At 62.8% G+C, this 15,686-nt stretch carries 14 protein-coding genes; 2 read left to right on the top strand and 12 right to left on the bottom strand.

From position 1 onward, the window contains the following. Positions 1-3: 3 nt before the first annotated feature. The 7 genes from J2Y39_RS18575 to cpaB are packed head-to-tail and all read right to left on the bottom strand — an operon-like array spanning position 4 to position 7,169. Positions 4-726, bottom strand: a complete 723-nt coding sequence (locus J2Y39_RS18575) for a lipopolysaccharide assembly protein LapB (RefSeq protein ID WP_150741613.1) — start codon at positions 724-726, stop codon at positions 4-6. A gap of 23 nt (positions 727-749) precedes the next feature. Then, on the bottom strand, positions 750-1,634 hold the full coding sequence (locus tag J2Y39_RS18570; RefSeq protein ID WP_110647081.1) for a type II secretion system F family protein: 885 nt from the start codon (positions 1,632-1,634) through the stop codon (positions 750-752). 1 nt (position 1,635) lies between these two features. After that, a complete protein-coding gene (locus J2Y39_RS18565) occupies positions 1,636-2,520 on the bottom strand; it encodes a type II secretion system F family protein (RefSeq protein WP_310219105.1) in 885 nt (294 codons plus the stop codon). A 17-nt stretch (positions 2,521-2,537) separates the two neighbouring features. Continuing rightward, entirely contained in the window at positions 2,538-3,806 is a 1,269-nt protein-coding gene (locus J2Y39_RS18560; RefSeq protein WP_310219102.1) for a CpaF family protein, read from the bottom strand. Further along, the gene (locus J2Y39_RS18555; RefSeq protein WP_041480647.1) at positions 3,803-4,993 is read right to left on the bottom strand and encodes a pilus assembly protein; all 1,191 of its coding nucleotides are present in this window, start codon (positions 4,991-4,993) and stop codon (positions 3,803-3,805) included. Before J2Y39_RS18555 ends, J2Y39_RS18560 begins: the two co-directional genes overlap by 4 nt. Beyond that, positions 4,990-6,207 carry a type II and III secretion system protein family protein gene (locus J2Y39_RS18550; protein WP_122699975.1) on the bottom strand — a complete coding sequence of 406 codons (1,218 nt, stop codon included), beginning with the start codon at positions 6,205-6,207 and terminating at the stop codon, positions 4,990-4,992. Before J2Y39_RS18550 ends, J2Y39_RS18555 begins: the two co-directional genes overlap by 4 nt. A gap of 20 nt (positions 6,208-6,227) precedes the next feature. Next, positions 6,228-7,169, bottom strand: a complete 942-nt coding sequence (gene cpaB / locus J2Y39_RS18545) for a Flp pilus assembly protein CpaB (protein ID WP_310219098.1) — start codon at positions 7,167-7,169, stop codon at positions 6,228-6,230. Between the two features lie 329 nt (positions 7,170-7,498). Between cpaB and J2Y39_RS18540 the strand changes: the two genes are divergently transcribed. Next, positions 7,499-7,714 (top strand): Flp family type IVb pilin, encoded by a 216-nt coding sequence (locus tag J2Y39_RS18540; RefSeq protein WP_370593582.1) that lies wholly within the window; start codon positions 7,499-7,501, stop codon positions 7,712-7,714. 70 nt (positions 7,715-7,784) lie between these two features. Beyond that, complete coding sequence (locus J2Y39_RS18535) at positions 7,785-8,192, top strand: response regulator (protein ID WP_236169688.1); 408 nt, start codon at positions 7,785-7,787, stop codon at positions 8,190-8,192. 635 nt (positions 8,193-8,827) lie between these two features. Here the strand turns inward: J2Y39_RS18535 and J2Y39_RS18530 are convergent. The 5 genes from J2Y39_RS18530 to J2Y39_RS18510 all read right to left on the bottom strand — a co-directional run bounded on the left by J2Y39_RS18530 (position 8,828) and on the right by J2Y39_RS18510 (position 15,618). Further along, positions 8,828-9,190 (bottom strand): DUF6124 family protein, encoded by a 363-nt coding sequence (locus tag J2Y39_RS18530; RefSeq protein WP_041479635.1) that lies wholly within the window; start codon positions 9,188-9,190, stop codon positions 8,828-8,830. Positions 9,191-9,710: 520 nt separating this feature from the next. After that, complete coding sequence (locus J2Y39_RS18525) at positions 9,711-11,381, bottom strand: ShlB/FhaC/HecB family hemolysin secretion/activation protein (protein ID WP_056787743.1); 1,671 nt, start codon at positions 11,379-11,381, stop codon at positions 9,711-9,713. Positions 11,382-11,515: 134 nt separating this feature from the next. After that, complete coding sequence (locus J2Y39_RS18520) at positions 11,516-13,105, bottom strand: collagen-like triple helix repeat-containing protein (protein ID WP_056787746.1); 1,590 nt, start codon at positions 13,103-13,105, stop codon at positions 11,516-11,518. A gap of 303 nt (positions 13,106-13,408) precedes the next feature. Then, positions 13,409-14,263, bottom strand: a complete 855-nt coding sequence (locus J2Y39_RS18515) for a MaoC/PaaZ C-terminal domain-containing protein (RefSeq protein WP_310219093.1) — start codon at positions 14,261-14,263, stop codon at positions 13,409-13,411. Between the two features lie 2 nt (positions 14,264-14,265). After that, positions 14,266-15,618: a 3-oxoacyl-ACP reductase gene (locus tag J2Y39_RS18510; RefSeq protein ID WP_310219091.1), complete on the bottom strand. Its 1,353-nt coding sequence runs from the start codon at positions 15,616-15,618 to the stop codon at positions 14,266-14,268. Positions 15,619-15,686: the final 68 nt, after the last annotated feature.

Raw genomic sequence — 15,686 nt, 5'->3', positions numbered from 1 at the left:
CTCCTATTCGAGCGTCGGCGGTAGCGGGTCGATGAAGGCGGCGACGCGGTCGCCGGGTGTGGCTTTGGCGTTGGCCGGGGCTTTGAGTTTTTCTGCGCGTTGCTGCGCTTCGGTGAATTGTTCCGGGGTCAGTTTCGAGCGGCTGACGATTTCCGCGGCTTGTGGCCAGTCGTTCTGGTAGAGCAGCAGGGTGACCATGTTCAGCGTCGCCAGTTGATTGTTCTGGCTCAGTTCGATGGCGGTGAGGAATTCGAATTTCGCTTCGTTGAGGCGCAGTTGGTTGAGGTAGACCACGCCGAGATCATTGCGGATTTTTTCGTCGGTGGGCGCTAGGCGTGCGGCGCGTTGCAGGTGGGCCTGGGCCTGGCCGTTGTCGCCACGGGCGGCGTAGACCTGGCCCAGGCCATGTTCGGCCTGGGCGGTGAGGCAGCCGCCGAGCAGGCTGCGGTAAAGCGGCTCGGCTTCGCTGCGGCCGAGCAGGCGATAAACCTTGGCTTTGCGCAGGCGCACTTCGCTGAGGTTGTCCGGCAGGCTTTGCAGGTTGGCGAGGCTGGCGTGGAGCTTGCCGTCGCTGGCCAGGTCATCGGCGAGGTTCAGCGACAGTTCCTGCTCCGACGTGAGTTTGCTGCAGCTGGACGGCGACAGCAGCGAGGTCCACGGCGCCTGGCCATCCGTGGCGCAGCCGCTGAGCAGCAACAGACTTGCCATGACTATCAGTACTTTCATCAAACGCTCTCCATGAGCCAAGGTCAGTTTGCGAACGCGCGGGCAATGGCGGTGAAGCCCGGGCCGGCCAGTACGATCAGCAGGGCCGGAAACAGAAACAGCATCATCACCACCGACATCTTCGCCGACATTTTCGAGATGTATTCCTGCAGCCGGGTCAGGCGTCGGTCGTCCAGTAATTGCTTGAGCGCCAGCAGTGATTTCATCGCACCGCCGCCCTGGTGGATCAGTTGCTGGAGGATCACGCAGGTGTCGGTGAATTCGTCCACCGCGAGCATCACCGCCGTCTTGTTCAGCTCCTGACCCAGCTCCAGACCCGAGTCGACGCGGCTGAGGATCAGGCGCAGTTCGCTGGTCAGCTCCGGCAGCAGTTTCTGCGCTTCGACGCTGAGCACGCGCAGCGCTTGTTCCACGGCCATGCCGGATTCAAAGAGGATGCGCAGCAGCGGAATGAACGTGGAGATTTCCACGGCGATGGTTTTCTGTCGACGGGCGGCGGCGTAGGCGAGCAGGCGTTTGGGCAGTAGATAGCCGCCGCCCGCAGCGAACATCGGCGCCATCCAGCGGTGGCTGGTCTGCGGGAAAAACACTTCCTGCAAAAAGATCGCCAGCCCCAGAGCGAGCAGCGGCGTGCCGATCTGGCAGGCGGCGAAGAGCGCGCGTTCGTTGGCGCGGCGCCAACCGAGGCGGCCGAGCAGGGTCTGGGTTTCGCTGTCGATGCTCACCGAGCCCCGGCCGAAACGGCTGTTGCCCAGCGCGCGCAGCCAGTGGCCGAAACGGTTCTCCCGGACCAATTGACCGTGCAAGCGCTGATGCACCTGACGCACGCGGCGGCGCTCGGTGAGCAGGTGATTGCCCAGCAATAACAGCGAACCGAGGAGCAACAGCAACGCCGCGAGCCAGACCATCTCAAACGCTCCGCAACATGCGCCACAGCGCCATACTGCCCAACACCTGCAACACGGCGGCGCTGAGCAGCATGGTCTGGCCGCTTTCGTCGTGCCACATGCCGAGCATGTAGCCGGGGTTGGTCAGCATGAAATAGCTCACCAGAATCAGCGGCAGCAAACCCAAAACCCAAGCAGTCATGCGAGTTTCCCCGGTCAGCGCGCGCAACTGCCGCGCGCCCTGGTCGCTCTCGCGGATCAGTTTGATCAGGTTCTCCAGCAGCTCACTGGCGTTGCCGCCGTAGCGGTGGTTGACCTTCAGGCCGAGGGCGAACATACGCAGTTCGTCCTGCTCGTAGAGTTCGGCAAAATCGCTGACGGCGTCAGGCAAGTTCACCCCCAGTTGCACGTTGCGCTGCACCCGGCCCATGGCCGCTTTCAAGGGGTCTTCACTGGCTTCGATGGCGCCCAGGACTGCGTCGCTGAGGGTGCGGCCGGACTTGAGGCTGCGCACGGTGTGGTCGAGCAGTTGCGGCAGTTGTTCGATCATGCGACGGATCCGTTGCCGGTAGCGAATGGCGATGTACAACCGCAACGCCACGGGCGGGACGAGCAACATGATCAGCAAACCAACCCAGCTCCCGAGTAAAAATCCCAGGCCCATCGCCGCCGCCCACAGGCTCAGCCACAGGCCGAAACGCTCGCTCGGCCGACCCAGTCCGGCACGTAAAAACATCCGTTCCAGTCCAACCCACCTGGCCTGCTCGACGGCCAGCTGCGGTTGTCCGGCGGCGAGTCGATTGAGGACTTTTTCCTTCGCGGTCTTGCGCAGCCCTTGCAGGAACAGATAGATCGACAGCCCCAGCAGCATCAGGCAAATGGCGATGAGAATGATCGGTCCCAGCATCTGCGTGCTCCTCGCCGTCAGCCCAGGTGAGCGTCGTGGCGCAGCTTGTCGCCGGCCGGGTTGACCGCTTCGCGCACAAAGCCGAACCCCGTGCGGCGGTCGAGGCGGAACAGGGTGTTGGTGACGTAGACCTCCTCGCGAATGCCGACCACTTCCACCACTTCACTGACGCAGCGCCGGCCATCGGGCATGCGTGTCAGTTGAATGATCACGTCGAGGGCGGCGCAGATCATCTGACGCAGGGTGCGTTCGGCAATCGAGCGCCCGGTCAGGCCGACCAGCGTCTCCAGTCGCAGCAGCGCGTCCTGGGCATTGTTGGCGTGCACGGTGCTCATCGAGCCGTCGTGGCCGGTGTTCATCGCGGTGAGGACGTCGACCACTTCGACGCCCCGGATCTCGCCGAGAATGATCCGGTCGGGACGCATGCGCAGGGCGTTGCGAATCAGGTCGCTGGCCTTGACCTCGCCATGGCCCTCGGCATTCGGCGGGCGGGTTTCCAGGCGCACCACGTGCGGGTGGCCGAGTTGCAGTTCGGCGACGTCTTCGATGGTCACCAGCCGTTCGTGCGGGTTGATCAACTGGCTGAGGATGTTCAGCAGCGTGGTCTTGCCGGTGCCGGTGCCGCCGCTGATCAGGATGTTGCAGCGCTTGCCCACGGCGTTCTGCAGGAATTCGAAAATCGCCAGATCGATGGTCTGCATCGCCATCAGGTCGGTGCTCTTGAGCATGTCCTTGCGGAACTTGCGGATCGACAGGCACGGGCCGTCGAGGGCAATCGGCGGGATGATCGCGTTGACCCGGCTGCCGTCCGGCAGGCGCGCATCGACCATCGGCGAGGACTCATCGAGGCGGCGCCCGAGCGGCGCAAGGATGCGTTGCATGACCCGCTCGACGTGATGCGCATCGATAAAACGCAGATCGCTTTGATGCAATACGCCGTCGCGCTCGATGAACACCCGGTGCGGGCCGTTGACCAGAATTTCCGTCACCGACGGGTCACGCAGCAGGACTTCCAGTGGGCCGAATCCGGTGAGTTCGTCGACGATTTCTTCGCCGAGGCGCTCCATTTCGTAGCGCGAGATCGCCAAGTGCAAACGCGCGATGTATTCGGCGACCTTGTCGGTGACGAACTGCGCCAGTTGCTGGCGCGAACCTTCCAGCAGGTTTTTCCCCGACTCCTCGATGGCGTCGATGATGTAGCGGTGCAGGACCAGTTTCAGGCCTTCGTGGTCGCTGTTGCCGATCGCTCCGTGCGACGTTGCGCCAAAGAGTTTTTCTGCGCTCATGAGTGGCCTCGCAGACGGTCGAACCAGGTGACTTTCGGTTTGCTCAGGCCTTCGGAGCGTTTCGCCAAGCGCTCGCCGAGGGTGCGCAGGCTCTGGGTGAGTTTCTCCCTGGGCGCCAGTTCGAACAGGCTGACGCCCTGGTTTTTCGCGTTCAGGCGCACGTCGGGACTGAACGCCAGCACGGCGATGACTTCCAGATTGAAGGTCTTGCCCAAGGTCTCGGCATCCGGCGCGACGTTGCTCAGGTAGCGATCGATCAGCAAGCGCCCATGCTCGAGTTTCATGCCTTTCTCGCGCCACTGGTTAAGCACGGCGAGGTTGCGTCGGCAGTTGAGTACGTTCTGGTCGGTGTACCACAGCAGTTTGTCGCAATGGCTGACGAAGGTGCGCAATGCCTCACTGTCGGCCTGCCCGGTGAGGTTCACGACAATGTGCTGAAAGTGCTGGCGCAGGGCGCTGAGGAGCATGTACAGCTCGGCGGCACTGGTGGTTTCCAGCGGCTCGTCAGTGTTGGCGTAGGCAAGAATGCGCAGGCCGTGGTCGGCGCTGGTGAAAGCGCTGTCGATCAGCGTAGCGTCGAGCCGGCGCAGATGGCGCAGGGCGTCGCCGAAGTGAAACGAGCTCTCCAGCCCCAACAGCGCGAGGCTGTCGCCACGGGGCAGGCCAAGGTCGAGCAGCAAGGTTTGCTGGCCGCTCTTCTGCACCACCATGGCCATGTGATTGGCGAGCAAGGCACCGTCGGAACTGCTCTGCACGCCGTACATCACGGTAAGCCCGCCCAGCTGCGTGTTGGGAGTGACGGCGGGCAGGCGTTTGCCCAGGCGCCGCACCAGCCCGGCGACTTCGCTTGAACGTGAGCCATAGGCGACGAAATCCCGCGCGCCGGCGCGCATCGCATTGAGCACCAGTTGATTGTCCATGCCGTCGCCGAGGGCGACGATTGCCAGCATCGGCTTGGCTTCCAGCGCACCTTCGATCAGCGCGCTCTGCGCCACGACATGCTCGCGATCGAGACCGACGAAGACCAGATTGGCGAACGTCACATCGACCAGTGCGAGCAGTTCGTCGAGGCTGCCGCCACCGGCGCTGACCACCTGGCCCAGGGGCGCGAGTGCGCTTTGCAGCCATTCCAGATCGGTGCTGTTGCGGGTGATGGCGAGGAAGGTCTGACTGAGGTTCTGGCTCATTGCGACAACCCGCTGCGCTTGTCGAAGTTACCGTTCTCGAGGAAGAACATGCGATAGAAATTCGGGTCGTAATTGCGCAGTTTCTCCCCCGGCAACGACGGCAGTCGCGCGTCCGCCGCCAATGGCTGGACCAGGTGCGGGGTGACGATCATCAGCAGTTCGCGCTCTTCGCGTTTGATTTGCGAACCCTTGAAAAACGCCCCGAGGATGGGAATGTCGCCCAGGCCTGGAAACTTGTTCACTTGCGAGCTGTTGGTGGTGCTGATCAAACCGCTGATGACGAAACTTTCGCCATCACCCAGCGACACGCTGGTGTCGGTCCGGCGGATGGTCAGCGCCGGAACGGTGGTGCCGGCGATGTTCACCGCGTTGGCGAAATCCAGTTCGCTGACCTCCGGGGCGACTTTCAAGGCGATGCGGTCGCGGCCGATGATGGTTGGCGTCAGGGTCAGGCGGATGCCGAATTCCTTGTACTCAATCGACACGCTGTCGCTGCCGGAACTGGGCACTGGAATCGGGATTTCTCCGCCGGCCAGGAAGCTCGCACTCTGCCCGTTCAACGCCACCAGACTCGGCCGCGCCAGGGTGTAGGCGAAGCCGCTGGTTTCCAGGGCGTTGATGATCGCCATGGTCTTGCCGCCGACCCAGGAAAAATTGAACAGCGAGTTATCCACCGGCAGGCGCGGCTGCGGCACGCCGTCGATCGGTGGCAGCGTGCCGGGCGAACCGAACAGGAAATTGCCGCGCGTGCCGATCAGCGACGCCGTGGCTTCCTTGAGTTTGGTGCGGCTGACTTCGACGAAGCGGATGTCGGTCTGCACTTGCGACGGCAGGGTCGGATCGTCCGACGGCACGCTGCTGGTCAGCGCCGTGGTCGCCGCGCCCTGGACGAAGACCATGGCTTGCTGCGGCTGCGCCGAGCAGGCCGTCCAGACCATCAGGCTGGTCGCGCCGGGGCCGACACCCGTGAGCAGAAAGGACGAACCGCCATTGGCATGCACGTCGGCAATTTTCGGGTCGCCCACTGCCAGCCGAGTGATTGCCACCGGTGACTGCATATCCTGCTGGAAGCCTTCACCGATCTCGATCACCGAGGGCAGGCGCGGCAGTGCCGAGCAATTGCCCACCGCCGCGACGGCGGTATCCATCGTCAATCCCAACAACAGCAAGGCCCGGAGCGCCGGTTTTAATGTCGGTCTGAGTCGACTCTGCATGCACGTGAATCCTTGCGCAGTCATGGGGTTTGTTGGCTGATCTGGTTGCCGCGAATGATTTCCACCGCAGGCCTGGGCGCCGCGCCGGCACTGGCGGTGGCAGGTGCTTTTTGCGCGCTGCCCAGGGCGAGTTGAGTGAACTGGAAGAGCTGGCTGTTGGCCCGATCCAGGTGCGCGGGCGATTGCGCTTCGCCGGCCCAATATTTGGCCAGCCGCTGTTCTTCGCTGCTGCGCACCGCGAGACGCAACGTGCCGACTTGAGTGGCGAGCATCAGGCGGCTGAGCAGTTGTTCCGGCACCGCCAGCACCGCAGTCCGCGCGGCGATGCGGCGTTGGTCCTGTTTGAGTTTTTCTTCGGCGCTGAGGCTGGGCGTCGCCGGTTGGCCGTCGTTGGTCAGGCCGTACTGATCGCCGACCCCGAGCACGCGCAAGGCCGGAACGGCGATCTGCGCCGACTGCTGCAGATTGCTCGCGTCCTCGCGCAGATACAGCAGCACATCGACGTAATCGCCTGGCAGCAACTGTCCGGCGCCACCGATCACTTCATCGACGGCCACGGTGAGCGCGCGCTCGTCGCGGCGAATCATCCGCGCCAGCGCGCCGCCGGCCTGGAAGCTTTCGTCATTCAGCCAGGTGCCAGCGCTGAGGTGGCGCCAAGGCGTGCGGCCGACTGCTTGTTCGATGCTGGTCAGGCTGCCGGCCGGTGCGCTGCGCAGTTTTTCCACAGTCACATCGGCGGCGGTCAACGGCGTGAACGGCGGTACATCGTGGAGCAGTACCACCACCGGGTGGCGGGTCTGGTCTTCGGCAATCGCGACAGTCTGTTCAACGCTGACCGCGGGCGCGACGGGCGCCTCGGCAATCGGGGCGGGCTGACGACTGAGCACCAGCCCCCAGTAACCGACAACAACCGCGCCGAGCAACAGCAACGCGGCTAGGCCCATGGTGACGCGACTGTTCATGACGGCTCTCCCTTTCCTGCTGCACAACCGACTGCATTTGCTTGCGAAAGGCGGACTGAATCGGCAGCTATGAACATGCAACTATTTCGCTATTTCCAAGCTAGCTGATCCAAGCAAAAGCGCCATTAGTGACAGGCGAAATAACCGTACCAAAGTATGACGTTGGCCAGTTAACAGCCGGAAACGGCGGAAAACCGATGGGATTAATGCTTTGTGATTAATGCGTTCTTACAGTTGTTGGGCGGGGGTTTGTTGACAATGCTCAGGTGGCACGGTGGAACCTTGCCGCGGTGGTGATGTCGGCGCCAGAGGCGCGAAGGAGTGGACCTATGTTTCGTATGACTTTTGATTATGTGATCGCCAAGGCTCGCGCGTTTGCCCGCAGTGAAGAGGGTGCTTCGGCGATCGAGTATGCGATTGTGGTGGCGATGGTGGCTGTGGTGGTCGTGGCGTTCGTCACTCCGCTTGGAGACAGGGTATTGGCGATCTTCAACAATATTCTGACCTCGCTCGATGGTACGGCTGTGACTCGGCCAACGCCTTGATCTTGTGAACACTGCACCTGGCTGATATCGCACTACACTGGATTTACCTTTCAGTATTCAGGTATTGCCTATGAACGCGTCTTCGTCGCCCCGCCAACAACTGCTTCTGGTTGATGATGAAGAAGACGCGTTGCTGGAGTTGGCGGAGTTGCTGGAGGGGGAGGGCTTTACCTGTCATACCGCGACGTCGGTGAAGCTGGCGTTGCATCTGTTGACCCAGCATCCGGATATTGCTTTGGTGATTACTGATCTGCGTATGCCCGAGGAGTCGGGCATGTCGTTGATCAGGCGGTTGCGTGAGCATACGTCGCGGGCGCATTTGCCGGTGATTGTGATGTCGGGGCATGCGGATATGGAGGATGTCAGCGATATGTTGCGGTTGCAGGTGCTGGATCTGTTTCGCAAGCCGATTTATCACGTGAGGTTGTTGGAGACTCTCGATAATCTTTTTCCCAAGCCTAAGGTTCAGGGTGGGTGAACTCGGCGGCCTTTGGGCCGACCGTGTTGGTGGGGTTTTGGGTGAATATCCGTTGCTTCGGGTGCTGCGGCTGGCGGTTTCGCCTGACGGCGACTTACTTTTTTACAAGCGCCTAAAAAAGTAAGCAAAAAACGCTAGCTCCTGCGTCCGGCCCTCGCAGGCTCGGGTTCCTTCGCTCCGGGACTGATCCGGGCGCAGCGGCTCCGGTTTGCTTCGCTGCACCTACACTCGCTGTGTTCGACTTCGTCGAACGGTCGCTGCGCTCCCACGCCCGGATCAATCCCTCCACTCAGCCTTCCGACGTCGCCGGTGGATCAAGATCAAGAGCACTCGAGCTTGCGCTCATTGTTGAGTGGTGCGGCTTCGCCGCGGGCAGCTGCGCTGCTTTGCTTTTGCTTTTGCTTTTGTGGGAGCGAGCCTGCTCGCGAAGGCGGCCTGCCAGCCGACCTGTTTCTCGCTGATGTACTCGATTCAAACTGTGGGAGCGAGCCTGCTCGCGAAGGCGGCCTGCCAGCCAACCCATTCCTGCCTGATGTACATCAATCCTGTGGGAGCTGGCTTGCCAGCGAAGGCGGCCAGTCAGCCAACAACGCTCTGCCTGTCTCACCACCTTCGCAACCAGCCCCTTGCTCTTGTCACTCCGGCACAAGCCTGTCCAGTACGCGGTTGACCGCCAGTTCGCCCAGCATGATCACCTGTTGTATCCCCAACAGGGAGCTGCGTTGCGGTCCATCGATAAATCCGGCGAGGTCGCTGGCCATGATGCTCGCCGAGGCCAGTGATTCGCAGGCATGCACCAGCAGGGTTTCGTTGTCCGCAGCCGGGTCGACGATGAACAGGGTGCTGGGTTTGCGCGGTGCAGCGGGGTCTTTGATGAGGCGGGGGTTGAGGTAGTAATCGATGGCGCGGTCGGCGGCTTCCTTGAGTTTTTGCGCTTCGACGAGCGGGTCGGCGAAGGTTGGATCGGCAAGGGGTGGATCGGGCGTTATCTTCTTCACGGGCTCAGTCTCCTGATGGAGTAGGGCCGCAACCGGTTCGCGACTAAACGAAAGGGAGGCAGCTGCACGCAGGTTAGTCGACCGATGAGCCACGAAATCGGCGCGCCCGAAGGCGCCCTGCGCACAGCCACCATCAAGTGCAGGTATGCAATACCTGGCTGACAGGAACCTGTGCGTCGTGGACAAGCGGGCGACTAAACCCGACCACTGATGAGCAGTGGCAGGCAAACGATAGAACCCGCGCCCCAGGCGCACAAGCCGGCGGATTCTGGCGTAGCCGTAGGCAACGGCGCAAGGATTTGTGGGCTGTTGCGAGGTAACGGGGCGTGTGTTTAAACGGCTGGTTTAAGCGCTGCGATAAATCAGTTGAATAGCCGAACCCTTTCGCGAGCAGGCTCGTTCACACAGGGACGGCGGTTGTACTCAGCAACCATGAACACCGCCGAATCTGTGGGAGCGAGCCTGCTCGCGAAGGCGGTGCGTCAGTCAAAAAAATCCTGACTGACACACCGCTCGACCATCACAACTGATAACTGAAACTGATGCTGTACCGAGGCTTGCGATTGAACGTATCCAGTGCTTCATCCGACATCGCCTTCGCCACTTCCAGCGCCACGTTGTAATACTTGGCATCACCAAAGCGCAGCCCGACGGCGGTCGATGACAGGTTGTTGGCCTGCACCGGCAGTTGGTTGAACCAGCTGCGCGAGCGGTCGACAACTACGTAGGGTTGCAGGATGCGCACCCAGTTGCCGTCGCGGTTGAAGCTGTAGTTGACCTCGTAGGCCACGCCCCAACCCTTGTCGCCCGAGGCCTGGTCGTCGGGGTAGCCACGGCCGAAGTTCTGCCCGCCGAACACGGCGCGTTCGCTGTCGGGCAAGGTGTCGTCGCTCCAGTACAGCGCCGCCGAGAGCACGCCTTGCCAGTTGTCGAGGAACTTGTCGCTCTGCACGCCGGACAAGCGCACGCGGAAAAAATCCAGGTCGATGTCGTCGTAGTTGGTGTGTGCGCCGAGGCTGTCGAAGCCCTGGTAGACGCCGGCACTGAGGATGCGCAGTTGGCGGGCGTCGGCCTTGCGCCAGTCGCCTTCGAAAGCCAGGGCGCGGACGTCGGTGCGCAGTTCGGTGCTGAAGGGAAAGTTGATGCCGTCGTAGCGCGTCTTGTCGTCGACCGCATACAGGCGTGAGCCGGCGGTCAGCAGTTCGTTGGCGGAGGCGATCAAGGGCGTGCTGAAGCCGATCGAGTAGCGATCGTTCTCGCGGTGGGTACTCAGGCGTCCGCCACCGCCGACCAGCACTTCGGTGTCCGGGTCGGCGCGGTAACGCGAGGCCGAGACGTTGAGTTGCGTGCCTTCGGTATCGAGGAACTGGCTGTAGTCGAGACGGTAGTAATGCTCTTTGTCGTCACCCGGTGGGAACAGGCCGCTGAGGCTCAACTGTTCGCCCATCGAAGTCTGCGAATTGCTGCTGACACCGAGCAACGCCTGCGGGCCGTTACGGTTGTCTTCTGTGGTGCTCAGGGTGCTGGTGAACGGTTTGCGACTGGCCTGGGCAACCAGGGTGGTCGCGCCATCGGTGGTGCCCGGTGGCGGCACTTGCGCTTGGATGGTCACGCCAGGAATACGGCTCATCAGCGTGGTGTAGCGCTCGAAGGTCTTGCGCGTCAGCGGGCGTTCGGCCTGGATTTTCGCGGCGAGTTTATCGAGCAGGCCTTTGACCCGACCGATGTCGCCCTGCATCTGGATATCGCGCACATAGCCCTCGACCAGCACCACGCGGGCCACGCCGTCATCGAAGTTCTGTTGCGGCAGGAACGCGTAGGACAACAGATAGCCGTCCTGCTGATAGCGACGGGTGATGTTGCGCGTGGCTTCGATCAGTTCGGCAAGGCTGGCCTGACGGCCGATCAGGGGCTTGTAGATTTCCGCGAGTTCGTTGAGCGGGTAGATCGTGCCGCCTTCGATCTGCACGGTCTTCAGGTTGACCTTGGTTTCCATCAGCAGTGGCTGCGCGGCGGTCGCACCCGGGTCCGGCACTTGCAGCGGCGCCGCGCTCGGGCGATAGGCGTCGGCGGGCAGGTTGGGAACGGGCAGGTTGCGGATGGTTTCGTTGCTGTTGAGAAAGCTGGGCAAGGTGTCGGCGAGGGCAGCGGAACTGAGGCTCAGGCACAGCAGGGATGCCAGTACGCGCATAGGACACTCCATGGTCAGAACACAGCACAGGGCAGATTTTTCCGTAGAAAAAAGGCGGAAGACTCGTGGGAATCTTCCGCCCTCAACCAAGCGTAGGCGCTGTAGGTAAGGCCGTCGAATCGGCCAGGTGCAATTCAGCGTTGAGTGCCGCTCAACGCGCCGGTCAGGCCACCGAGTACCCCGCCCAGACCACCGGTTGCCGTGCCGCCACCAGTGGCAGTGCCGCTGTTGACCAGACCACCGACCGCTGCCACGGTGCCGCCGACGTTGGTAACCAGACCGCCGACAGCAGTGGTGACCGGGTTGTTGGTGGCGGCAATCGCTCCGCCGAGATTGCCGACTGCGGCGCCCACCTGATTTGTAAGACCAGCGACCGGAGTGCCGAGACCGGTAGCGGCGCCGACCTGTTGAGTGACAGTGGTGACCGCGCTGGTGACCGGATTGAGTCCCGCACCGACAGCGGCGCCGACGCTGGCCAGCGGCGAGGTGGATGCAGTAATCGGTGTGCCCGAACCACCGAGTACGGTGTTGATCGAAGCAATCGTGTTGCCCAGCCCGCCGGCGGTGACGCCGCCGGCACTGACCACGCCGCTGGTGCTGCCGGCATTCAGACCGCTGCCGACGTTGACCACCGCACCACCGACAGTTTGCAGCAGACCGGTGCCGCCCAGCCCGCCACCGATGCCGCCACTGCCCGAGCCAGTGCCATTGGACACCAGACCACCCGCTTTGCCGACCGCCGTGCCGGTGTTGCTCAGGGCGCCGCCGAGGGTGTTGGTCAGGGCATTGCCACTGCCTGCGTCGGTAACTTTGCCGCCAAGACTGTTCACCGTGCCGCCCACTTTCGAGATCACCCCTTTGAGCGGATCACCCAGACCGGTGGCATCGCCGAGTTTGTCGGTGGTGCTTTCGACCATGGCGATCACCGGTACCAGGCCGCTGCCGACCTTGTCGGTCAACTGGCTGGTCGGGCCGCTGGTCATTGAGGTGTTGAGGGTGTCGCCAAGCATGGTGACTTTTTCGCCGATGCCATCGACCAGCGGCGCCACACGGGTGACTACACCGCCAACGACAGGAACGCTACGGGTCGCTGTGTTGAGTTTGACGCTGAGGTCTGACACGCCGCCGCCAACATCGGAAACCACGCCGCCAACCGAGGCGACGGTGGTGGTCAGGCCATTGGGGTCAGTGGCCAGTTTGCCGATGCCATCAGTGACGCCATCGCCCAAGGTGCTGACCACGTTGCCGGTGGTGTTGGCCAGGCTTTGGACGATGCCGCCAGCGACCGGAACAGTGCTCAGCGAATCGCCGATCTGGCCGACGCCATCGCCGACACCGCTGACGGTTTTGCCGACATCCTGAACAAGTGTTGTGGTCACCAGCGAAGGTGCAGCGGGATTGGTCGGGTTGGTGGGATCGGTCGGGTCTGTCGGATTGGTCGGATCGGTGCCGCCGCCGGTTCCGCCAGTACCGCCAGTGCTACCGGTTCCACCAGTGCCTGCGGTATCGCCGCCGGTGCCACCTGTGCCACCAGTGCCGGCAGTATCGCCGCCGGTTCCGCCGCCCGCGCCACCGCTGCCATCGGTACCCGCCGTGCCGTCCGCCGTCGAGCTGCCCGAACTGCTGCGATGACCGCCACCGCCGCTGCTGCAGCCGACGAGGCCGACCGAAAGAATCAGTGCCAGCGCGATTGCCGATTTGGACCACATCACTTGAGTTTTCATGATTGAGATTCCTGCACCTGTCACAACGTTACGTTGCCTTCGATGGCTCGCCGATCTGTCGTCGGCGATGCCTCGTCCGTGGCTGTAATCTCAGTCGAGGGCAGGTTTTTCACCATTCTCAAGTTGGTATTAACCCCTTTATATAGAGGGCTCGGCGCTATGCCGAAGGACTAATACCCAGGTAATAAACGGGCAAAAAAAAGCCTTGAAATTCAAGGCTCGGTTTTTTGCAAAGCAGCGGGCAGGGCGCGGAAAAACTTAAGTGATATATACACAATTAACGGGTTTTTCCGCCCCGCCAGATCAGGCGATCGGTTGCCACTGACCGACCATATGTTCCAGGTCGCCGGCGCCGATCAGACGCAACTCACCGCTGGAGCCCGCGGCACTGGCCAGCAATGTCACTTCACTGGGCAGGCGCACCGGTTTGCGAAAGTGCACGGCGATTTCCAGGTTGGCTTTGGGCAGGTGATCAGAGAGTGCCGCCAGTGTGCGTGCCTTGTTCCACAGTCCGTGGGCGATCGCGGTGGGAAAACCGAACAGCTTGGCGCTCGCTGCACTCAGGTGAATCGGGTTGTAGTCGCCGGAGACTTTCGCATACTGGCGACCGATATCGGCCGGCGCAGTCCAACGCGTCACCTCAAGCAAATCCTGCGACGGCTGCCAGTCCTGTGCCAGCGCCTCGCCCTCGAGTTTCACCCCGCGACAGAGCATCCGGCTTTCGGCTTCCCACAGCGGCCCGAGTTGATCGTCCAGGGTAGTGAGCAGATCGAACGTCGCGCCTTTGGCGTGCGGTTGCAGATTGTGCACATGCACGCTGACTTGCGCGCGGCTCATCGCGCCCATCGGCCGCAGCACGCGGATGCGGTTGCTCAGGTGAATCAGCCCGAGCAGCGGGAAGGGAAAATCCCTGGCCGTGAGCAATTGCATCTGCAAGGCAAAGGCGAGGATGTGTGGATAGGTCGGCGGCAGCAGGCCGTCATCGACGAAACCGCAGACCTTGCGATAAGCCGCCAGCCGCTTGCCGTCGATATCAACCCAGCAGCGCAGGCCGCTGTCGGGCAGTTGCGTACCGGTGATTTTGCGTCGCGTCGCCGCCCGCGAGTACAGCGCGGGCAGACTCGGTTCGCGATCCAGCGTGTGCCATTCGATGCTCATGCTCAAGCCCCCAGAACACTTTGCCCACAGACCCGCAACGCTTGCCCGGTGAACGCGCCCGTGCCCGGTTGCGCCAGCCACGCCACGGCTTCGGCGACGTCCTGCGGCAAGCCGCCCTGGCCCAGCGAACTCATGCGCCGCCCGGCCTCGCGCAGGCCGAACGGGATGTGCGCGGTCATCTGGGTTTCGATAAAACCGGGGGCTACGGCGTTGATGCTGATGCCGCGTTCCAGCAGCGTTGGCGCCCAGGCCTGGGCCAGACCGATCAGGCCAGCCTTGCTCGCTGCGTAGTTGGTCTGCCCGCGATTGCCGGCGATGCCGCTGATCGAGGCGAGCAGGACCACCCGTGCGTTGTCGCGCAGGGTGCCGCTGTCGAGCAGCGCCTTGGTCAGCACTTGCGGCGCGTTGAGATTGACGGCCAGCACCGCGTCCCAGAATTCCGGGGTCATGTTGGCCAAGGTTTTGTCGCGGGTGATGCCGGCGTTGTGCACGAGGATGTCGAGCCCGTCGGGCAGCTGTTCGATCAAGTGCGCGGCGGCGTCATCGGCGCAGATATCGAGTGTGATCGCACGGCCGCCGAGGCGGGCGGCGAGGGCTTCGAGGTCGGTCTTGGCCGGCGGCACATCGAGGAGGATAACCTCGGCGCCATCGCGGGCGAGGGTTTCGGCAATCGACGCGCCGATGCCGCGCGCAGCACCGGTGACCAGCGCCTTGCGCCCGGCCAGCGGACGGGTCCAGTCGGTCACTGGCGTGGCGCACGCGGTCAGGCGAATCACCTGGCCGGAAACGAATGCACTTTTCGGCGAGAGGAAGAATCGCAGCGGGCCTTCCAGTTGATCTTCGGCACCTTCGCCGACGTAAATCAGCTGCAAGGTGCCACCGCCGCGCAGCTCTTTGGCCAGCGAGCGCGAGAAGCCTTCGAGTGCTCGCTGCGCACTGGAGGCGAACGGATCAGGCAGGGTTTCCGGCGCGCGGCCGAGAATCACCAGATGCGCGCTATGGTCGAGGTTCTTCATCAATGGCTGGAAGAATTCGCGCAACTGCTTGAGTTGGTCGGTGTGTTGCAGATCGCTGGCGTCGAACACCACCGCTTTGAGTTTCGGCCCGTGGCCGGGGATCCATGCAGTGGCCAGCGAGGGCTCGGTGCCGTAGCTGTAGATCGCGTCGGTCAAGCGATTGGCAAACACGCTGATCCGTTCGGCCAGCGGCCCGCCACCGATCAACAGGGCGCCCTCGATCGGCCGCAGACGCCCCGCCTGCCAGCGTTCCAGCCGCACCGGCGACGGCAGGCCCAAGGCCCCGACCAGACGATGGCCGAAGGATGAGTTGGCGAAGTCGATATAGCGGTCAGACATGGAACGCTCTCCAGAAGTTGGGGTTCAAAGTGTGGACTGCCTACGGCAATCAATCGTTCGATCGGCGC

It is taken from the genome of Pseudomonas sp. 2957 (assembly GCF_031456345.1).
In the GTDB taxonomy this organism is placed as follows: Bacteria; Pseudomonadota; Gammaproteobacteria; order Pseudomonadales; family Pseudomonadaceae; genus Aquipseudomonas; species Aquipseudomonas siliginis.
Note: the sequence above shows the minus strand (reverse complement) of the source record. Positions and strands in the feature narration are given on the sequence as shown.